Genomic DNA, 18564 nt, shown 5'->3' with positions numbered 1-18564 from the left:
GATGCGGACAACGGCACACATGGCTTTGATACAGAGAAAGATGGGTCGCATTCCGGCAGGAGTTTCCTTCGCCGCCGAACTCGCATTCGAGAACATTCATCACGCCTATGGCAGCAAGCCGACGCTGCAGGGCCTGTCGCTGGTTGCCGAAGCGGGCAAGGTGACCTGCCTGCTCGGGCCATCGGGCTCCGGCAAGACCACCTTGTTGCGGATCGCCGCCGGCATCGAGAGCCAGTCTGCCGGCAGGATCGTGCTCAATGGCCGCGAAATTGCCGGGCCTGATGTCTTCCTGCCGCCCGAGGAGCGGTCGGTGGGGCTGGTCTTTCAGGATTTTGCGCTCTTCCCGCATCTGACGATCCTGCAGAACGTGATGTTCGGCCTGACCGCCCTTTCGGCCGGCGAGGCGAAGGCCGAGGCCATGATCGCCCTGTCGCGGGTCGGTCTCGACCATTATGCCGAAGCCTATCCGCATGTCTTGTCCGGCGGCGAGCAGCAGCGGGTGGCGCTGGCGCGCGCCATCGCGCCGCGCCCGGCTGTGCTGCTGATGGATGAACCGTTTTCCGGCCTCGACTCGCGCCTCAAGGACGCCATCCGTTCCGAGACGCTCGCGATCCTGCGCCAAAGCCGCACAACCGCCATCGTTGTCACCCATGATGCCGAGGAGGCCATGCGCATGGGCGACCGCATCGCGCTGCTCAAGGATGGGCGCCTTGTGCAGACCGGAACGGGCGACGAGCTCTACTATGACCCGGTGGACCTGTTTGCCGCCGGGTTCTTCTCCGAGCTCAACCTGTTCGAATCCGTGGTGGGCGCCGGCATGGTGGAAACGCCCGTCGGCCGCTTTCCGGCCGGCGCGCTGGCCGATGGCGACAGGGCAACCGTCGCGATCCGCCTGGCCGGAATCGAGGTCGATCCGGATGGGCATGTGGAAGCGCGCGTGCTTTCACGGCGTTTTCTGGGGATCGCGGAGATGCTGGAACTGGCCGTTCCGGGGGCCGATGGCACGGTTCGCGCCCGCATCCGGCACGGCTCCCTGGAACCCGGCCGGCGCGATATTCGCATATCAGTGAGAAAAAGCGACGTACTTGTATTTGAATCCGGCGCCGAAAGCGCTTAAGTCACTCTCGAGAACGCACACACGAGGTTTGTCATGGGTACCTTTTCAATCTGGCACTGGATCATCGTTCTGGTGGTCGTGCTTCTGCTCTTCGGCCGCGGCAAGATCCCCGAGCTGATGGGCGATGTCGCCAAGGGCATCAAGAGCTTCAAGAAGGGCATGCAGGACGACGAGTCGTCCGAGAATGCCAGGACCGTTGAGCACCGCAAGGAAGAAGTGGTGTCGGAAAACAAGGAAAAGTCCGCCAATTCCTGATGCCGTCCGGCATGGGAGAGGTCGCCGCGCCCCGTGCGGGTGCGGCGTCGAGGTGTGTCTGACAGGGCTCTGGTAATATGCTGGATATTGGCTGGCCGGAACTGCTCGTAGTCGCGATCGTGATGATCATCGTCGTGGGTCCGAAGGATCTGCCGAAGATGCTGCGCACGTTCGGGCGTACGACAAACAAGCTGCGGTCCATGGCCGGCGATTTCCGTCGCCAGTTCGATGACGCGCTGAAGGAAGCGGAACTGGAGGATCTCAAGTCGATCGCCGACACGGCGCGGTCGATGAATCCGGCCAACGAGATCAAGAAGAACCTCAATCCGCTCAACAAGATCGGCGACGAGATCAAGAAGGATCTGTCCGACGCCACGCGGGCCAAGCCCGCCGCGCCGGCCAAGGGCGATGCCAGGGCCGACGCCGAAAGCCATGCCGCTGAGCCGGCCAAGGCGGGCGCGGCCGCGCTTCCCGGCGAAGGTGAGACGGGCATGTCGTCGAAAGACGGGGCAGAGACAGGAAAAGGCGCGTGAGCAAGAAGCAGGACGAAGTGGATATCGACGCGTCGTCGGCACCATTGATCGAACATCTCATCGAATTGCGCCAGCGCCTGATGTGGGCGGTGGGCGGTTTCTTCATCGCTTTCCTGTTCTGCTTCTTCTGGGCCAAGGATCTTTTCAATTTCCTGGTCCAGCCCTTCAAGTGGGCTGTCGAGTGGGCAGGGCTCGATCACCGCAAGGTGGCGCTGATCTACACCGCGCCCCAGGAATTCTTCTTCACGCAGATCAAGATCGCCATGTTCGGCGGCCTTGTGCTCGCATTTCCGTTGATTGCGGCACAGATCTACAAGTTTATCGCGCCAGGCCTCTATCGCAACGAAAGAAAGGCCTTCGTGCCGTTTCTGGTTGCCTCGCCGCTGCTGTTCCTGCTGGGCGCGACGCTGGTCTACAGCTTCTTCATGCCCATGGTGATGTGGTTCTTCCTCGCCATGGAACAGACCGGTGGCGAAGGTCAGGTCGATATTTCGCTCCTGCCGAAGGTTTCGGAATATCTCGGCCTGATCATGACGCTGATCTTCGCCTTCGGACTCGTCTTCCAGCTTCCCGTCGTCACCACGCTGCTGGCGCGCGCCGGCCTGGCGACGTCGGAGGGACTGAAGGAAAAGCGCAAATACGCCATCGTCTTTGCCTTCATTGCCGCCGCAGTCCTCACGCCGCCCGATCCGGTCAGCCAGATCGGTCTTGCCCTGCCGACCATCATTCTCTACGAGATTTCCATCTATACGGCTCGCATGGTGGAGCGCGAACGCGCGCAGGCATCCGAAACCGACGAGGATGAAACCGGGGCTGAGGCCGATGCGCCAGCCGAGGACAAGCCGGCCGGCGGGTCTGGTGAAGCCGAACTGGAAGAACAGGGTCGCGGTTCCATGCCGTGATCCGCTTGCCCGGGGATGCGTTGGCCGCCTGCGTCAAGCCGGCTCTCGCATCGTCAGGGCGACTCGTCTAAGAAGCGCCAGACGCAACTGGCCAGGTCCGGGACATTCCCATGCTCGATATCAAGTGGATCCGCGAAAATCCTGAAGCTCTGGACGAGGCGCTTGCCATGCGGGGTGCCGCCCCCGAGGCTGCCGCGCTGATCGCGCTTGACGAACAGCGCCGCTCCCATATCGCCCGCCTGCAAGCGCTTCAGGAGCGCCGCAATGCCGCGTCGAAGGAAATCGGCAAGGCCATGGGCCAGAAGGACCATGAAACGGCCGGGAAGCTGAAGGCCGAAGTGGCATCCATCAAGGATGAATTGCAGGCCGGTGAAGCTGTCGAGCGCGACCTCAATGCGAAATTCACCGATGCTATGGCTCGTATTCCCAACATTCCGCTCGCCGATGTGCCGGTGGGCGAGGACGAAAGTGGCAATGTGGAAGTGCGCAAGGTCGGCCGTCGTCCGGAATTCGCCTTTGCGGCGAAGGAGCATTGGGAACTGGGCGAGGCGCTGGGCCTGATGGACTTCGAGGCTGCCGCCAGGCTGTCGGGCGCCCGGTTCACGGTTTTGAAGGGTCCGCTTGCCCGCCTGGAGCGTGCGCTCGGGCAATTCATGCTCGACGTCCATACCGGCGAGAACGGTTATGTGGAGGTCAATCCTCCGCTTCTCGTCAAGGATGATGCCTATTTCGGAACGGGGCAATTGCCGAAATTCTCGGAAGACCTGTTCTTCACGCCGCACGGCGCCGGGCGGCTCGGCCTGATCCCGACGGCTGAAGTGCCGATGACGAACCTGGTTGCCGGCGAGATCGTGGAGGCTGAAAGCCTGCCGCTGCGCTTCACCGCTCTGACTCCATGCTTCCGCTCCGAAGCCGGTTCGGCGGGCCGTGACACGCGCGGCATGCTGCGCCAGCACCAGTTCAACAAGGTCGAACTGGTCTCCATAACCGACGCGGATACGTCCATCGATGAACATGAGCGCATGACCGCCTGTGCCGAGGACATTCTCAAGCGGCTGGGCCTGCCGTTCCGCACCGTCGTGCTGTGCACCGGCGACATGGGCTTTGGCGCACGCAAGACCTACGATATCGAGGTCTGGCTGCCGGGTCAGGATGCCTATCGCGAGATTTCGTCCTGTTCGGTCTGCGGCGATTTCCAGGCGCGGCGCATGAATGCCCGCTACCGTGCAGCGGGTGAGAAGCAGACGCGTTTCGTCCATACGCTGAACGGCTCGGGCATCGCGGTCGGCCGCGCGCTGATTGCGGTGATGGAGAACTATCAGAACGAGGACGGATCGATTGCCGTCCCTGAGGTTCTGCGCCCCTATATGGGCGGCTTGGAGATCATTGCACGCGCCTGACGGCGCGCCGGAACATGACGAGGAGAGAGCATGCGCATCCTGCTGACCAATGATGACGGCATTCATGACGAGGGGATCGCCGTTCTGGAGCGGATTGCGCGGCAATTGTCGGATGATGTCTGGGTGGTTGCGCCCGAGACGGACCAGTCGGGCCTGGCGCATTCGCTGACGCTGTCGCACCCCCTGCGTCTGCGCAAGCTCGATGACCGGCATTTCGCCGTTCGCGGCACACCGACCGATTGCGTCATCATGGCCGTGCGGCACATCATGCCGCAAGCGCCGGACCTCATCCTGTCCGGCGTCAATTCCGGCACCAACATCGCCGATGACGTCACCTATTCGGGAACCGTGGCCGGTGCCATGGAGGGCACCCTGGTCGGAATCCGGTCCATCGCGCTCAGCCAGGGTTACAATTTCTCCGACGAGGGCAGGGTGGTTCCCTACGAGGTGGCCGAGGCCCATGCCGTCGACGTGCTGAAGACCTGTATCGCCACCGACCTGCCGGAAGGTGTCCTGCTCAACGTCAACTTTCCCAATTGCCGGCCTGAAGAGGTCAAGGGCGTCGCTGTCACCACCCAGGGCCGGATCGTCCATGGCGTTGGCGTGGAAGAGCGCCGCGATGGCCGCAACTTCCCCTATTTCTGGATCCGGTTCGGCCGCAAGGAGTTCGACGCCGTGGAGGGAACGGATATCGCGGCTCTTCGTGACAACCGCATTTCCATCACGCCCTTGAAACTGAACCTGACGGCCCATGAAGCGCAGGATGCGCTGAGGGAAGCCTTCTGATGCCCGCCGCGCCGGCATCCGGAAACGAAGCGCTTGCCGCCTTCGTCTTGCGGATGCGGGCGCAGGGCATTGACGACAAGGGTCTGTTCGCGGCCATAGAGGCCACGCCGCGCCGCGCCTTCGTGCCTGCCGAATACCAGCTTGCCGCATATGGCGCGCGCTCCTGCCCCATTGCCTGCGGCGAAACCATCGAGGGACTGGACCTTCAGGCCCGCGTTCTTGCCGGGCTCGGTCTTCAGGCCAGTCACCGGGTGCTGGAAATCGGAACGGGCTCGGGCTACACCGCCGCGGTCATGGCCAGGCTGGCCGGCCGGGTGACGACGGTGGACCGCTTCAGGACGCTCATTGACCAGGCTGGCGAACGGTTCCGCACCCTTGGCCTGACCAACATCCTCCAGCGTCACGGCGATGCCGAACGCGCCATCGAGGGCGAGGGTCCCTTTGACAGGATCGTGGTCTGGGCGGCCTTTGACAGCCTTCCGCGTGCCTATGCCGATCTCCTTTCTTCCGGTGGCGTGATGTTCGCGGCCATCGGCGGCCCGGAAGATGTCCAGTCGCTCGCTCGCCTGACGAAGATCGGCAGCCGTTTCGAGCGCGACGATGTCGGCCAGGTGCGGTTTCAGGCCTTGGCGCGTGGAGTTGCTGCCGCGCTCTGAGCGCCCGGTTTTCCCTGCAATTCGGCCGTTCAGGGCACGCTCATGCGGTGACGCAAGGCACCTTTCAGCCCGTGCTTAACCCGTCAGTAACACTAACGCGCTTTAATGATCTTGTGCGAGTTAGCGAGTATGGCGGGTTTCAGAACATGCAGGTCACCATTTTCAAGGCATATGCACGACACCTCTCCAGAGGGGCGGCCATCGCCATGGTTGGTGGGCTCGCCGCCGGATGCAGTTCCGATGCCGTGCGCTTCACCGACAGTTTCTATACGGCTTCGGTGCCATCGCGGACATCGGCCGCCTCTGTGGACCAGCCCTATCCGGGTGACGTGGACACGACAGCAACCGGTTCCGTCGGCCGTGGCGCCGCCAACCTGATACCGGGCGGGCGCGTTGCGCCAAGCGCCGGTGTGGGCATGGCGGCAGCCGGCATGGCGCAGCCTGCGCCGCCGCCTGTTTCCTATCCTGCGCGCCCCCAGGCAGCCTATCGGGTCAACCCTTATCCCGGCAATGCGTCGCCTGCCGCTTTCCCGCCAGCACCTGCGCCGGTTCGCCAGGCTGTCACGGCGCCGTCCGTCGAGCGACAGACGCTGGCGGCACCGGCCGCAAGCCGTGTCGACACGATGGCCACCGGTTCCACGTCAGCGCGCAAGGTCGAGCCGGCGGCGGCGTCCAGGAATGCCGCCGCCGGGACCGCACCCGAAAGCAGGTCGGCCCAGGAACGCGGCGACGGACGCGGCTGGACGGCCTCGGGCGGCACGCAGATTACCTTGCGCGAAGGTGAAACGGTCTACAATCTGTCCAGACGTTTCGGCGTGCCTGCGCGTGAGATCATGCGCGTCAACGGCATTGCCGATCCCCGCGATGTCACGGCAGGCCAGCGCATCGTGATCCCGACCTATGTCTATTCGCAAAAGGCGCCGACTTCCGCGCCCGACGCCAACCCGCAGACCGCGGCGGCCAAATCGTCGCGCGGCACGAAATACGATGTGCCGGCAAACCGGGTTCCGGTGCCGCAGGATGCACCGCGCCGCGAGGTGGCGGTGGTCCGCGAAGCGCCGCGCCCGCCGGCGCCCCGCGCCGATGCCGTAACCACCGGAACGCCGAGCCGCGCGGAGCCGGGGCAGGCCAAGGCCACGCAGGCAGGCAATGTCCATACGGTCGTTGCAGGGGATTCGCTCTATGCCATCGCGCGCCGCAATGGTGTGACCGTCGCGGCGTTGAAGGCAGCCAACAACCTCCGCGACGGCACCATTCGTGTCGGTCAGAAACTCGTCATGCCGTCGGCCGGTCAACCGGTGCGGACGGCCAGCGCGAAGCCGGCGGTCGATCCGATCATCACGGGCGGCGCCGGGCCAAGCGTGAAATCCGGCAGTGATCTGCCGACCTACACGCCACCGCAGCGCAAGGACGAGAAGGTGATCCGCCAGGCAGAGAAGGTGGCGGCCGTCGCGCCGGCGACAACCGGCATCGGCAAGTTGCGCTGGCCGGTGCGCGGGCGCATCGTCTCATCGTTCGGCGCCAATTCAGGCGGCAAGGCCAATGATGGCATCGATATCGCGGTTCCGGCCGGCACGCCGGTCAAGGCCGCCGAAAATGGCGTCGTCATCTATGCCGGCAGCGGCCTGAAGGAGTTTGGCAACACCGTGCTGATCCGCCACGATGACGGTCTCGTCTCCGTCTATGGTCACAATTCCAGCCTCACCGTTTCGCGCGGCGACAAGGTGCGCCGCGGTCAGGAGATCGCGAAGGCCGGCAATTCAGGTTCCGCAAACCGGCCGAAACTGCATTTCGAGATCCGGAAGAATTCCAACCCGGTCAATCCGGTCGACTTCCTGGAGTAGGAATGGCGGAGGGCTGGTCTCCAGGGCAGCTCCGCTTCCAGGCAATACCCCGCCAGGCCCGGCGGGGTATTGTCTTTTGCGGCGGCGGCTCCGGCCTGCAAGCGCGCGCCGGCGTCTTGCTGCGTCAATCCAGCCTCTGGCCGAGCCGTCCCGCTAGGTCCTGGATGAATTGCCAGGCCACACGTCCGGACCGGCCGCCGCGCGTCACCGCCCATTCCAGCGCTTCCGCCTTCAGCGTTTCCGGCCCGGTCTTGAGGTTGAAGTGGCGGGCATAGCCGTTGACCATCTCCAGGTAGTCGTCCTGCGAGCACTTGTGGAACCCGAGCCAGAGACCGAACCTGTCCGACAGCGAGACCTTTTCTTCCACCGCTTCGCCCGGATTGATCGCCGTGGAGCGCTCGTTATCGATCATGTCGCGCGGCAGCAGGTGCCGCCGGTTCGACGTTGCATAGAAGATGATGTTGTCCGGCCTGCCTTCCACGCCGCCCTCCAGCGCCGCCTTGAGCGACTTGTAGGATGTGTCGTCATGGTCGAAGGACAGATCGTCGCAAAACAGGATGAAGCGCGCATCGGCGGCTTTCAGGAGCGTCATCAGGCGGGGCAGGGTGTCGATGTCCTCGCGATGGATTTCGACAAGTTTCAGCGCGGCGCGGCCGGCCTGCGCAGCCGATCGTGCCGCGACCGCGTGTGCTGCCTTGACGAGCGAGGACTTGCCCATGCCGCGCGCGCCCCACAGCAGCACGTTGTTGGCCGGCAATCCGCCGGCGAAGCGGTCGGTATTGGCAACCAGGATGTCACGCACCCGGTCGACGCCCCTGATCAGCGATATGTCGATACGGTTGACCTTTTCCACCGCCATCAGCTTGGCAGCCTCCGCATCCCAGACGAAGCAGTCCGCGGCATTGAAATCGGGCGCGGGAACCGGTTGCGGCCGGAGGCTTTCCACGGCCTCGGCGAGCCTGTCCAGGCGGGCGGCAATGTCATCGAGCGATATGCGGTTCATGGGTCCTCCAGTCGGTCACGAGCCCGTAGCATGAGCCGGCGCGCCGGAAAAGCGCCCGCGCACTTTCGCTCACAGTTGCAAAGGCGACCTGAACCACTATATTCCGCGCCAGTCTGTCATGCGGGATTCGCCCCGCCTTCTCTCGTCTTTGCAGGAGTTCGCTGATGTTCGTCACCCCGGCATTCGCCCAGTCCGCCGCGCCCGCCGGTGGCGCCGACATTTTCATGAGCATCCTGCCGTTCATACTGATCTTCGTGATCATGTATTTCCTCATCATCCGGCCGCAGCGCCAGCAGATGAAGAAGCGCGATGAAATGCTCTCGGCCGTTCGTCGCGGCGATACCGTCATCACGAGCGGCGGCATCGTCGGCAAGGTCGTCAAGGCAGACGACACCGAACTCGACGTCGAGATCGCTCAGGGCGTGAAGGTGCGTGTGCTGCGCGCCATGATTGCCGACGTGCGCGTCAAGGGCGAGCCGATCGCCAATCAGAACGAAAAAGCCTGACCAGGCGTGGCCCGGCGCAACGGGCCGGCCGTCCACAGCCGGAAACGGACTGATCCATGCTCTATTTCACGCGTTGGAAAACGATTCTCATCTGGCTGTCGGTGATCGCCGGCCTTCTCTTCGCCGCGCCCAACCTCGTCAACCAGTCGGCGCTGGACGCGCTGCCCGACTGGATGCCGAAGCAGAAGATGACGCTTGGCCTCGACCTGCAGGGCGGCTCGCACATCCTGCTGCAGATCGAACGCGCGGACATCGTCAAGGACAGGCTGGAGGCCACCAGGGACGAGGTTCGCCGCCTTTTGCGTGAGGAAAGCATCGGCTATACCGGCCTCAGCGGATCCGGCCGCACGGTGCAGGTGCGCATTCGCGACGCACAGCAGGTGACCCTGGCGAAGGAAACGCTGGCCTCGCTTACCGAGCCGATTTCCTCCGGCCTCTTCGGTGGCGGCACGATTTCGGAAGTCACGCTTGAAGAACCTGAACCGGGCCTCCTGCGCTTTACGCTGACCGAGGAAGGGCTCGATTACCGCACCTCGGCTGCGCTGACCCAGTCGATCGAGGTGGTGAGCCGACGTGTCAATGAACTGGGCACCACCGAACCGGTAATCCAGCGGCAAGGCGATGACCGCATTCTGGTCCAGGTGCCAGGGCTCGACGACCCGCAGCGTCTCAAGGACATTCTCGGCCAGACGGCCAAGCTCACCTTCCAGATGGTCGACCAGACGGTTCCCGTGCAGGAAGCCATCGAGGGGCGCCCGCCTGCCGGCACCACGGTCATGTATTCCAATGACGACCCGCCGGTTCCCTACGTGATCGAGGATCGCGTCATCGTTTCGGGCGAAAACCTGGTCGATGCGCAGCCGACCTTCGATCAGCGTACCTCCGAACCCGTCGTGTCCTTCCGTTTCGACACCAAGGGCGCACAGCGCTTCGGCCAGGCGACCCAGCAGAATGTCGGTCGCCTCTTCGCCATCATCCTGGATGGCCGGGTCATTTCCGCGCCCGTCATCCGCGAGCCGATTCTTGGCGGCTCGGGCCAGATTTCAGGCTCTTTCACTGCCCAGTCCGCCAATGATCTGGCCGTGCTGCTTCGCGCCGGTGCGCTGCCGGCCACGTTGACGATCATCGAGGAACGCACGGTCGGTCCGGGCCTTGGCGCGGATTCAGTCGCCGCCGGGCAGCTTGCCGCCCTGATCGGTGCCGTCCTCGTACTTGCCTTCATGGTACTCGCCTATGGCCTTCTCGGCGTCATCGCCAACATTGCCCTTGTGGCCAATATCGCGATGATCGTGGCGTTGCTCTCGGTCCTGGGAGCGACGCTGACCCTGCCGGGCATCGCCGGCATCGTGCTGACAGTCGGCATGGCGGTCGATTCCAACGTGCTGATCTACGAGCGCATACGGGAAGAGCGCCGCAACGGCCGTTCGGTCATCCAGGCCATAGACGCCGGCTTCTCGCGGGCCATGGCCACGATCATCGACGCCAACGTCACCACGCTGATCGCCGCCGTGATCCTGTTTTATCTGGGCACCGGCCCGGTGCGCGGCTTTGCCGTGACGCTGGCGATCGGCATCGTGACGACGGTCTTTACCGCCTTTACCTTCACCCGCTGGATGATCGCCGAATATGTCCGCCGCCAGCGGCCGAAGGAACTGCCGGGTGCGCCCATGCATCTCGTGCCCGCCGTCACGAAGATCCCGTTCATGTGGCTGCGCCGTGTGACCTTCAGCCTGTCGGCATTGGCCGCCATCGGCGCTCTCGCGCTGTTCGTCACCGTCAACATGAACTACGGCATCGACTTCAAGGGCGGATCGCTCATCGAGATCAAGGCCCGCCAGGGCGCTGCCGACGTGGCCGATATTCGCGACCGCCTTGGAAACCTCAATCTCGGCGACGTGCAGGTGCAGGAATTCGGCGATCCGTCCGAAGTGCTCATCCGCGTCGAGGCGCAGGGCGGCGGCGAGAATGCCGAGCAGAGCGTGATCGCCAAGGTGCGTGGCGAGCTGGAGGAAGCCTACGACTTCCGCCGCGTCGAGGTGGTCGGACCAACGGTCTCCGGCGAATTGGCCCGGGCAGGGACATTGGGCGTGCTGGCATCCCTTGCCGCTATCCTGCTTTACATCTGGGTGCGGTTCGAGTGGCAGTTCGCCGTCGGCGCGATCCTGGCGACCATGCACGATGTCATCATGACCATCGGCTTCTTTGTCATCACCGGCATCGAGTTCAACCTCTCATCCATCGCCGCCATCCTGACGATCGTCGGCTATTCGCTCAACGACACGGTGGTGGTCTACGACCGCGTGCGCGAGAACCTGCGGCGCTATCGCAAGATGCCATTGCCGCAATTGCTCGACATGAGCATGAACGACACGCTGTCGCGAACCGTCATGACGTCCGTGACCACGTTGCTGGCCCTGCTGGCCTTGTTCTTCTTCGGCGGCGAGGTGATCCAGTCCTTCACCGCGGCCATGATTTTCGGCGTGGTGATCGGCACCTATTCGTCCATCTTCATCGCTGCGCCGCTTCTCATCCTGTTCAATCTGCGTTCGAGCAAGGTTGCAGCGGAGGATGAGGAAAAGAGCGGTAGCGGCGTCGAGCCGGCAAAGGGCTGAGGCCATGGGCTCGGGCATCCAGATGCACCAGGCCCACTTTCCGGGCCGTGCGGCAATCGATGCCTATGGCAATGGTGGCTTTCGCTTTGCCGACATGTCGCATCGCGGCTCGCTGATGTGCCTGCCGTCAGGGATTTACGGCTGGCAGCCATCGGATCCGCAAAACCCGTCTGCCGATGATCTCCGGCGGGTTTTCGACGAAGCGGGCGAGATCGAAATCCTGCTCGCGGGCATGGGCGCCGATCTCAGGCGCCTTCGACCCGAGCTTGCCCGCAGCCTGCGCGAGGCGGGAATCGTCGCGGATGCCATGAGCACAGGCGCGGCGGTGCGCACCTACAATGTCCTCGTGGCCGAGGATCGGGCCGTCGCCGCGTTCTTCATCGCCGTCTGATGGCAAACGAAACGGCGCCATTGCTGGAAACGCTGCTTGCCGATCTGAAGGCCGCGGACCCGGACCGTTACCTGGCGACGCTCTACGCACCGGCCGGCAAGCGCGGCGATCTGGCGGTGCTCTATACCTTCAACCTGGAAGTGGCGCGAATCCGCGATGCCATCCGCGAACCTCTTGCCGGCGAAATCCGGCTGCAATGGTGGCGCGACGCCGTGGCGACGCCGGAGGCCGGAGCGGATTGCGGACATCCGGTTGCCGAGGCCTTCGCGCGGGTCGTCGACCGGCACCAGCTTCCGCCGGCTGCGCTGGAAGCCTATTTCGAGGCGCGGCTGTTCGATCTCTATGATGATCCGATGCCGTCCATGAACGACCTTGAAGGCTATTGTGGCGAGACGGCCGGCGCGATCCTGCAAATGGCCGCAACCATTCTGGATCGCGACGCCGCGCCAGGGACGGGCGAGGCGGCCGGTCATGCCGCCTGCGCCCAGGCGATGACGGGCCTCATCCGCTCCCTTCCGCTGCATCGCGCGCGCGGCCAGTGCTATGTTCCGGCCGAATTGCTGACAGCATGCGGACTGGATCGCGACAGCTACCTCGATACGCCGGATGACAGGAACGCCGCCGCTCTGGTATCGGCGCTTTGCGCGAAGGCCCGCGAGCATCTCGGCCTTGCGCGCAAGGCGTTGGAAGGATTGCCAAAAACGCTTCGGCCCGGCTATCTCGTGCTGGCCCCCGTGCCCGCCTATCTCGAACGCATCGAGCAAACAGGCGCGGCCTGCCTGGAGCGAACGCCGGAAATTTCGGCGCTGCGCCGTTCCTGGTCTTTCCTTCGCATGAGCCTGCGGTCCTGATTGCCTGCCTTACGCTGCGTGATGAATTGACCAAGGTGTTCCGCCTTGGCACAGTTGCCTCGCGGGCGCCATCGAACTGCGCCGGGGGAGGAACTGGCCATGAACCTGATGGTCCTTGTCGCCATCGTCGCGGTCGGTCTGGCCGCCGTCTTCCTGGCCTTGCGTCTTTCCGGGGCAGGGCAGGGCCGCAGCATTGACAGCGGTGCTGAAGCGCTTGCGGTCCTGCAAGACGAATACCCGCAGGCCGGCGAGGGGCCTGTCCTTGTGTCGGCAGACGGCTCGGCGGCCTTTGTCCTGCTGGAAGACGCCGCGATGGGCATTGTCCGGGTGACGGGGCGGCACATGGCAACCCGGCTGGTGCATCCGCGGGATCTGCGCCACATTCGCCATCAAGCGGACGGTGTCGTTTCGATAGGGTTTCGCGAACTTGGATGGAGCGCCATGACCATCCGCTTCGATGACAGCGAGACGGCCGCGAGGCTGGTCGCACACATGACGCCCTGAACAGTGAGGAACTGACAATGGATTCCTATGCTTTTCCCAAGGTCACGGAACTGGCCATTCCGCTGTTCATCGCGGCCATCCTGCTGGAAATGTTCCTCGTCTCCACCAGGCGGGCGAAGGGCAGTTTCAACACCGCCGACACGATGACAAGCCTTGCCATGGGGGTCGGCAACGTCGTTGCCGGTCTCCTTCTCGGCTTCATATCCTTCACCGTCCTCATGTGGGTCTGGCAATACCGCTTCTTCGATCAGGGGCTGGCGCTCTGGGTTTTCCTCGTGGCCTTCATCGTCGACGATCTGCGCTACTACTGGTACCACCGTATCGCCCACCGGGTGCGCTGGGTCTGGGCAGAGCATGTCAACCATCACTCCAGCCAGCATTACAACCTGTCCACCGCCCTGCGCCAGAGCTGGACCGGCCAGTTGACCGGCATGGTCATCCTGCAGGCGCCGCTGGTGCTGCTCGGTTTTCACCCGGCGCTCATCGCCTTCGTTTATGGCTTCAACCTGCTCTGGCAGTTCTGGATTCACACCGAGACCATTGGCAGGATGTGGCGGCCGGTCGAACTCGTCTTCAACACGCCCTCGCATCACCGCGTCCATCACGCCATCAACCCGCGCTATCTGGATTCCAACTATGCCGGCACGCTCATTGTCTGGGACAGGCTTTTCGGCACCTTTGTCGAGGAGGTGCCGGAAGACCCGCCGCGCTACGGCATCGTGAAGAACCTGGCCACATGGAACCCGGTTCGCGTGGCGTTCCACGAATGGGTCGCCATGTTCCGTGACGCCGTCCTGACACCGGGTCTGACGCTTCGCCAGCGGCTCGGCTATCTGTTCATGCCGCCGGGGTGGAGCCATGACGGCTCGCGCCAGGATTCCCATGCCATCAAGGCCGATTATGTGCGCCGCAATCCGCAGGAGGCGGGAAAGCCCGGCCTTCCCAGGACGCCCGAATTCGGTCCGGCCGAATGACGATTGTGGCAGCACTCCTGTTTGAATGCTGCTAACATATTGGTATTGTTGATTAAAGCAAGATTTGTCGCTTGACGCGCGTGCTTTTGCATGGCGCAATTGCCATGTCAACAACGGACGTGGAGGTTTCCCATGAAGGCCAGCGACGCATTCCGCAAGCAGATCGAGGGTTACGGGCTGACGACGGCAAAGATCGCCTATCGCATGCCGGACCACCATTCCCTCCTGCAGGAATACATCTGGCAGGACTATGACCTGTGGCCGGAGTTTCCGGTGCTCAAGAAGTTCCTGTCCTTCTGGGAAGAGAAGATCGAAGGCCCGCTCCATTCGGTCACGGTGGCCCATGCCCGGCTGATCCGCCCGGCCGAGGTGCGCGCTGTTGGGGAAGAGTTCCGGCTGCATTGAGCCGGAACAGTCTCAGGCCGGCTTGCCGAGGTCCTTGAAGACGGCGGCCCGCTTCTGTGCGCGTGCCTGAATGGCTTCCATCAGGTCCTCGGCCCGCAACATGCCGCCATTCCACGTGGCGATATAGTCCAGTCCGTCTGCCACGCTGTGATCGCGCGAATAGGCGAGATTGCGCTTGATCCCGGCAAGCGCCAGCGGCGACCGCGCTGCGAGCGATTGCGCCAGCAAACGCGCCTCGGCGAGCATGCTGTCGCGGTCCGGAAAGGTGCCGGTGACCAGCCCGATGCTGCGCGCTTCGGCGCTGTCGAACCGGCGGCCGGTCAGCGCAAGTTCGGCGGCTATGCCGGGCGCGATCAGTTTCGGCAGGCGCTGCAATGTGCCCACATCGGCTGCCATGCCGATATTGATCTCCTCGATGGCGAAAAAGGCATCCTGGCTGGCAAGGCGGATGTCGCAGGCCGTGATCATGTCGATCGCCCCGCCGATGCAGGCGCCGTGAATGGCGGCGATCACGGGGAAGGGCGCCCGTTCGATCGCGGTGAACGTGTCCTGAAGCTTCAGGATCAGCCCGCGCAGGCCATGGGCTGCCCGGCCGGGCTCCACCTTGAGCATGGCGGCGATGGAATCGAACGTCGCGAGGTCCATCCCTCCCGAGAAATGGCGGCCGGCGCCGCCAAGGATGGCGGCGCGCACCGTGCCCTGTTCGCTCAGGTCGCGGAGGATTCGCGGCAGGTCGTCCCAGAAATCCGGTGACATCGCATTCGCCGAATCAGGCCGGTTCATCGTGATTTCGGCGACCGGTCCGTTCTGTTCGACCGTGAAGAAAGGGCCTTCGGCCTTGCTCATCCATGCCTCCTGTCTGTCCAAGCGGGCGCAGTGTCGGGCGCGGGCGCGCACATGTAAAGCGTCCTTCAGCCTTCCGGATCGGGTACGCCCATGCCGGCAGGGGCAGGTTCATTGTCCTGTATGATCGTGTTGTGCGGACTGACCGTCTTGATGCGCCAGGGAAAACCGGTTTCCGCGTCGATCCAGTATTCGCCCTGCATCTCCATGCCCACGTTTTCCAGCACATAGTCCAGGCTGAAATGATGGACCTTTCGGCCCTCCAGTTCGGTATCGTAGGCACAGGTGATGTTTGTGGCCGCCGCAGCCCGGGCGCGCAATTGTTCCATCGCCTCGGCCTGCGCCTCTTCCGATGATTCGCTCATCAGTTTCCAGGTCTTGCCCTTGTCGGCCGTCGTGTAGAACCGGCCGCCAACCCACAGTGTCATCGGTGTTCCGTCCTCGCTCATCGACATGCCGCGATTGTCGGGCGTCGTCAGCGCCAGGCTGCGCATCGTGTTTTCGCCCATGATCGTGCTGACATGCTGGAGGATCGCAACGGGATGGCGCACGTCCACCATCGCGGCGCGGGCATCGGCCTCGCAATCGCGCGCCAGCGCCCCGGTGGAGACAAGAAGCGGCAGAAGGCAGGCGGAAACAAGGCTGGCAGGACGTCTGGGCATGGCATCTTCCCTCCGGGCATCACTGGATCCGGATCGAAGAATGGCATGAAAGAAACGTTTTTTCCTAGCCCCCGCGGCCTATTCCGCCGCCTGTGCGTCCTGCGGCAGGCCGAGCCATGCGCGGCAGTCCGCCAGCGCCCGCCCGGTCATGGCCCGCTTCCTGGCCACAGCCTTTTCCTTGCCCCGCAGCCGTTTCACCCCTTCCGGCTTGCGGATGGCGCCCGGTTCGAGCGGCGGAAACAGCCCGAAATTGATGTTCATCGGCTGGAATGAGCGCTTGCCGGGTTCCTCGTCCGATACGAGATGACCGCCGGTAATGTGGCCGAGCAGCGCGCCGAACGCGCTCGTGGCGGGCGGCGGTGCAAGCACTGCACCAAGGCGGCTGGCCGCAGCGAAGCGGCCGGCCAGAAGGCCCATGGCCGCAGATTCCACATAGCCCTCGCAGCCCGTCACCTGGCCTGCAAAGCGCAGGCCCGGCCGCGATTTCAGTTGCAGCGTGGCATCGAGCAGCAACGGCGAATTGATGTAGGTGTTGCGATGAAGGCCGCCGAGGCGGGCGAATTGCGCGTCCTCCAGCCCCGGTATCATGCGGAAGATGCGCACCTGTTCGGCATATTTCAGCTTGGTCTGGAAACCGACCATGTTGTAGAGCGTGCCCAGCGCATTGTCCTGGCGCAACTGCACCACCGCATAGGGCTTCACATCCGGATAGTGCCGGTTGGTCAGGCCCATGGGCTTCATTGGCCCGTGGCGAAGGGTCTCGCGCCCACGTTCGGCCATCACCTCGATGGGCAGGCAGCCGTCGAAATAGGGCACGCCCTCCCATTCGCGGAATTCGGTCTTCTCGCCGGCCAGGAGCGCATCGATGAAGGCATGATACCGGGCCTCGTCGAGCGGGCAGTTGATGTAATCCTTGCCTGTACCGCCGGGCCCGACCTTGTCATAGCGCGACTGGAACCAGGCCGTGTCGAGGTCAATCGATTCGAAATGGACGATGGGTGCGATGGCATCGAAGAAGGAGAGCGATTCCTCGCCCGTCTCCCGCGCGATCGCGGCCGCAAGGTCCGGCGCGGTCAGCGGACCGGTGGCGATGATCGCCTGGTCCCAGTCTTCCGGCGGCAGCCCCGTGATTTCCTCGCGCACGATGGAAATCAGCGGATGGGCTTCGAGCTTCGCGGTCACGGCTGCGGCAAAGCCGTCCCGGTCGACCGCCAGCGCCGATCCGGCAGGCACCTGGTGGGCATCGCCACACGCCATGATGAGTGAATTGGCAAGCCGCATTTCCGCGTGCAGCAGCCCGACCGCATTGGTCTGTGCATCGTCCGAACGGAACGAGTTGGAGCAGACGAGCTCGGCCAGATGATCTGTCTTGTGGGCGTCGGTGCCGCGCACCCCGCGCATTTCATGCAGGATGACGGGAACGCCGGCATTGGCGGCCTGCCATGCGGCTTCGGAACCGGCCAGACCGCCACCGATGATGTGAATGGGCTTCATGACGATCTCCGTTGAAAGCATTGGCGCGGGAAATAGGGCTTTTCGCTCTCCCGATCAATGGAGGGGCGCGGGATGTGGATGACAACCGAAAGTCGCCCCGGCACCATTGCCACGCGCCATTCCTTGGCAATAATGGCGCCATGCGTCAAATCCGTCTTCTCTCCCTGTCCCTGCTCTTGCCGCTTCTCGGTGCCTGCACTTCCGCGTCGAGCAACTACTCCGCCGCGCTCGAAAGCGTGGCTGCGTCACGGCTGACCGCTTGCCACGGCTACAATTGCTATTTCCGCACGCGTTTTGCACTCGATGACGGCGACATGGCGCGCATCCGCGCCATCATGGAAGGCGGCGCCGCATCGCCCGCGGCCGAGCGCGAGGCCGTCGGCCGCGCTGTCGCCTATTTCGAGGACAAGGCCGGCGATGCGATCGGCGTGCGCGACAGGGCCAAGTCTACACTGGATGAAGGTGGCACGAAGGGCCAGATGGACTGCATCGACGAATCCACGAACACGCGAACCTTCATGCTGTTGCTTCAGAAGAAGGGCCTGCTGAAACACCATGCGGTGCAGTCGAATGTTTCGCGCGGTTTTTTCCTCGATGCCCGTTATCCCCATTCCACCGCCGTTCTGAAGGAAAGGAAAAGCGGCAGGCTCTGGGCGGTCGACAGCTGGTATGAGCCCATGGGCGGGCGCCCGGACATCCTGGCATTGTCGGAGTGGAAGAAGCGCGGCGTCGGCGGCGAGCGCTGACCTTTCGCAGCCGGGCGGCAGACAAAAAAACACCCGCCGGGGGAGGAGGTCCGGCGGGTGTCTTTATGTCAGGTTCGCGA

General features: G+C 63.8%; 20 protein-coding genes. 16 read left to right on the top strand and 4 right to left on the bottom strand.

Going from position 1 to position 18564, the window contains the following annotated elements:
• Positions 1-19 precede the first annotated feature (19 nt).
• The 8 genes from R3D65_RS00905 (at position 20) to R3D65_RS00870 (ending at position 7493) form a co-directional block, all read left to right on the top strand.
• Complete coding sequence (locus tag R3D65_RS00905; protein WP_371273348.1) at positions 20-1117, top strand: ABC transporter ATP-binding protein; 1098 nt, start codon at positions 20-22, stop codon at positions 1115-1117.
• A gap of 33 nt (positions 1118-1150) precedes the next feature.
• Positions 1151-1372 (top strand): twin-arginine translocase TatA/TatE family subunit, encoded by a 222-nt coding sequence (locus R3D65_RS00900; protein WP_371273347.1) that lies wholly within the window; start codon positions 1151-1153, stop codon positions 1370-1372.
• Between the two features lie 77 nt (positions 1373-1449).
• Positions 1450-1905 (top strand): Sec-independent protein translocase protein TatB, encoded by a 456-nt coding sequence (tatB, locus tag R3D65_RS00895; RefSeq protein WP_371273346.1) that lies wholly within the window; start codon positions 1450-1452, stop codon positions 1903-1905.
• A complete protein-coding gene (gene tatC / locus R3D65_RS00890; protein WP_371273345.1) occupies positions 1902-2807 on the top strand; it encodes a twin-arginine translocase subunit TatC in 906 nt (301 codons plus the stop codon). The genes tatB and tatC overlap by 4 nt, the downstream gene beginning before the upstream one ends.
• A gap of 110 nt (positions 2808-2917) precedes the next feature.
• The gene (gene serS / locus R3D65_RS00885) at positions 2918-4207 is read left to right on the top strand and encodes a serine--tRNA ligase (protein WP_371273344.1); all 1290 of its coding nucleotides are present in this window, start codon (positions 2918-2920) and stop codon (positions 4205-4207) included.
• 30 nt (positions 4208-4237) lie between these two features.
• Complete coding sequence (gene surE / locus R3D65_RS00880) at positions 4238-4993, top strand: 5'/3'-nucleotidase SurE (RefSeq protein WP_371273343.1); 756 nt, start codon at positions 4238-4240, stop codon at positions 4991-4993.
• Complete coding sequence (locus R3D65_RS00875) at positions 4993-5649, top strand: protein-L-isoaspartate(D-aspartate) O-methyltransferase (protein WP_371273342.1); 657 nt, start codon at positions 4993-4995, stop codon at positions 5647-5649. The genes surE and R3D65_RS00875 overlap by 1 nt, the downstream gene beginning before the upstream one ends.
• Before the next feature lie 206 nt (positions 5650-5855).
• The gene (locus R3D65_RS00870; protein ID WP_371273341.1) at positions 5856-7493 is read left to right on the top strand and encodes a peptidoglycan DD-metalloendopeptidase family protein; all 1638 of its coding nucleotides are present in this window, start codon (positions 5856-5858) and stop codon (positions 7491-7493) included.
• Positions 7494-7617: 124 nt separating this feature from the next.
• On the opposite strand, the gene R3D65_RS00865 is transcribed toward R3D65_RS00870, so the two are convergent.
• Positions 7618-8496: an ATP-binding protein gene (locus R3D65_RS00865; protein WP_371273339.1), complete on the bottom strand. Its 879-nt coding sequence runs from the start codon at positions 8494-8496 to the stop codon at positions 7618-7620.
• A 164-nt stretch (positions 8497-8660) separates the two neighbouring features.
• Between R3D65_RS00865 and yajC the strand changes: the two genes are divergently transcribed.
• From yajC to R3D65_RS00830, 7 genes are all read left to right on the top strand, one after another.
• The gene (gene yajC, locus R3D65_RS00860) at positions 8661-9002 is read left to right on the top strand and encodes a preprotein translocase subunit YajC (RefSeq protein WP_371273338.1); all 342 of its coding nucleotides are present in this window, start codon (positions 8661-8663) and stop codon (positions 9000-9002) included.
• Between the two features lie 56 nt (positions 9003-9058).
• On the top strand, positions 9059-11614 hold the full coding sequence (gene secDF / locus R3D65_RS00855) for a protein translocase subunit SecDF (protein WP_371273337.1): 2556 nt from the start codon (positions 9059-9061) through the stop codon (positions 11612-11614).
• 4 nt (positions 11615-11618) lie between these two features.
• Positions 11619-12005 carry an Mth938-like domain-containing protein gene (locus tag R3D65_RS00850; protein ID WP_371273336.1) on the top strand — a complete coding sequence of 129 codons (387 nt, stop codon included), beginning with the start codon at positions 11619-11621 and terminating at the stop codon, positions 12003-12005.
• On the top strand, positions 12005-12856 hold the full coding sequence (locus tag R3D65_RS00845) for a phytoene/squalene synthase family protein (RefSeq protein WP_371273335.1): 852 nt from the start codon (positions 12005-12007) through the stop codon (positions 12854-12856). The genes R3D65_RS00850 and R3D65_RS00845 overlap by 1 nt, the downstream gene beginning before the upstream one ends.
• Positions 12857-12955: 99 nt before the next feature.
• Complete coding sequence (locus R3D65_RS00840) at positions 12956-13360, top strand: hypothetical protein (protein ID WP_371273334.1); 405 nt, start codon at positions 12956-12958, stop codon at positions 13358-13360.
• 17 nt (positions 13361-13377) lie between these two features.
• Positions 13378-14334, top strand: coding sequence for a sterol desaturase family protein (locus tag R3D65_RS00835; protein WP_371273333.1), 957 nt, complete (start codon positions 13378-13380; stop codon positions 14332-14334).
• Between the two features lie 132 nt (positions 14335-14466).
• On the top strand, positions 14467-14739 hold the full coding sequence (locus tag R3D65_RS00830) for an usg protein (protein ID WP_371273332.1): 273 nt from the start codon (positions 14467-14469) through the stop codon (positions 14737-14739).
• Positions 14740-14751: 12 nt separating this feature from the next.
• Here R3D65_RS00830 and R3D65_RS00825 read toward each other — a convergent pair whose 3' ends face one another.
• The 3 genes from R3D65_RS00825 to trmFO all read right to left on the bottom strand — a co-directional run bounded on the left by R3D65_RS00825 (position 14752) and on the right by trmFO (position 17738).
• Positions 14752-15585 (bottom strand): crotonase/enoyl-CoA hydratase family protein, encoded by an 834-nt coding sequence (locus tag R3D65_RS00825; RefSeq protein ID WP_371273331.1) that lies wholly within the window; start codon positions 15583-15585, stop codon positions 14752-14754.
• Between the two features lie 65 nt (positions 15586-15650).
• The gene (locus R3D65_RS00820; RefSeq protein ID WP_371273330.1) at positions 15651-16244 is read right to left on the bottom strand and encodes a hypothetical protein; all 594 of its coding nucleotides are present in this window, start codon (positions 16242-16244) and stop codon (positions 15651-15653) included.
• Positions 16245-16322: 78 nt separating this feature from the next.
• Positions 16323-17738, bottom strand: a complete 1416-nt coding sequence (gene trmFO, locus R3D65_RS00815) for a methylenetetrahydrofolate--tRNA-(uracil(54)-C(5))-methyltransferase (FADH(2)-oxidizing) TrmFO (protein ID WP_371273329.1) — start codon at positions 17736-17738, stop codon at positions 16323-16325.
• A 140-nt stretch (positions 17739-17878) separates the two neighbouring features.
• On the opposite strand from trmFO, the gene R3D65_RS00810 reads away from it, so the two are divergent.
• The gene (locus R3D65_RS00810) at positions 17879-18484 is read left to right on the top strand and encodes a hypothetical protein (RefSeq protein WP_371273328.1); all 606 of its coding nucleotides are present in this window, start codon (positions 17879-17881) and stop codon (positions 18482-18484) included.
• Positions 18485-18564 lie beyond the last annotated feature (80 nt).

The sequence above is a fragment of the Zhengella sp. genome (assembly GCF_041397485.1).
Classification (GTDB): domain Bacteria; phylum Pseudomonadota; class Alphaproteobacteria; order Rhizobiales; family Rhizobiaceae; genus Zhengella.
Note: the sequence above shows the minus strand (reverse complement) of the source record. Positions and strands in the feature narration are given on the sequence as shown.

Bases quoted from the DNA above. Each gene is read 5' to 3' on its own strand.
- R3D65_RS00905 (WP_371273348.1), top strand. From the start codon at position 20: ATGGCTTTGATACAGAGAAAGATGGGTCGCATTCCGGCAGGAGTTTCC.
- R3D65_RS00900 (WP_371273347.1), top strand. From the start codon at position 1,151: ATGGGTACCTTTTCAATCTGGCACTGGATCATCGTTCTGGTGGTCGTG.
- tatB (WP_371273346.1), top strand. From the start codon at position 1,450: ATGCTGGATATTGGCTGGCCGGAACTGCTCGTAGTCGCGATCGTGATG.
- serS (WP_371273344.1), top strand. From the start codon at position 2,918: ATGCTCGATATCAAGTGGATCCGCGAAAATCCTGAAGCTCTGGACGAG.
- surE (WP_371273343.1), top strand. From the start codon at position 4,238: ATGCGCATCCTGCTGACCAATGATGACGGCATTCATGACGAGGGGATC.
- R3D65_RS00875 (WP_371273342.1), top strand. From the start codon at position 4,993: ATGCCCGCCGCGCCGGCATCCGGAAACGAAGCGCTTGCCGCCTTCGTC.
- R3D65_RS00870 (WP_371273341.1), top strand. From the start codon at position 5,856: ATGGTTGGTGGGCTCGCCGCCGGATGCAGTTCCGATGCCGTGCGCTTC.
- R3D65_RS00865 (WP_371273339.1), bottom strand. From the start codon at position 8,496: ATGAACCGCATATCGCTCGATGACATTGCCGCCCGCCTGGACAGGCTC.
- yajC (WP_371273338.1), top strand. From the start codon at position 8,661: ATGTTCGTCACCCCGGCATTCGCCCAGTCCGCCGCGCCCGCCGGTGGC.
- secDF (WP_371273337.1), top strand. From the start codon at position 9,059: ATGCTCTATTTCACGCGTTGGAAAACGATTCTCATCTGGCTGTCGGTG.
- R3D65_RS00850 (WP_371273336.1), top strand. From the start codon at position 11,619: ATGGGCTCGGGCATCCAGATGCACCAGGCCCACTTTCCGGGCCGTGCG.
- R3D65_RS00845 (WP_371273335.1), top strand. From the start codon at position 12,005: ATGGCAAACGAAACGGCGCCATTGCTGGAAACGCTGCTTGCCGATCTG.
- R3D65_RS00840 (WP_371273334.1), top strand. From the start codon at position 12,956: ATGAACCTGATGGTCCTTGTCGCCATCGTCGCGGTCGGTCTGGCCGCC.
- R3D65_RS00835 (WP_371273333.1), top strand. From the start codon at position 13,378: ATGGATTCCTATGCTTTTCCCAAGGTCACGGAACTGGCCATTCCGCTG.
- R3D65_RS00830 (WP_371273332.1), top strand. From the start codon at position 14,467: ATGAAGGCCAGCGACGCATTCCGCAAGCAGATCGAGGGTTACGGGCTG.
- R3D65_RS00825 (WP_371273331.1), bottom strand. From the start codon at position 15,585: ATGAGCAAGGCCGAAGGCCCTTTCTTCACGGTCGAACAGAACGGACCG.
- R3D65_RS00820 (WP_371273330.1), bottom strand. From the start codon at position 16,244: ATGCCCAGACGTCCTGCCAGCCTTGTTTCCGCCTGCCTTCTGCCGCTT.
- trmFO (WP_371273329.1), bottom strand. From the start codon at position 17,738: ATGAAGCCCATTCACATCATCGGTGGCGGTCTGGCCGGTTCCGAAGCC.
- R3D65_RS00810 (WP_371273328.1), top strand. From the start codon at position 17,879: ATGCGTCAAATCCGTCTTCTCTCCCTGTCCCTGCTCTTGCCGCTTCTC.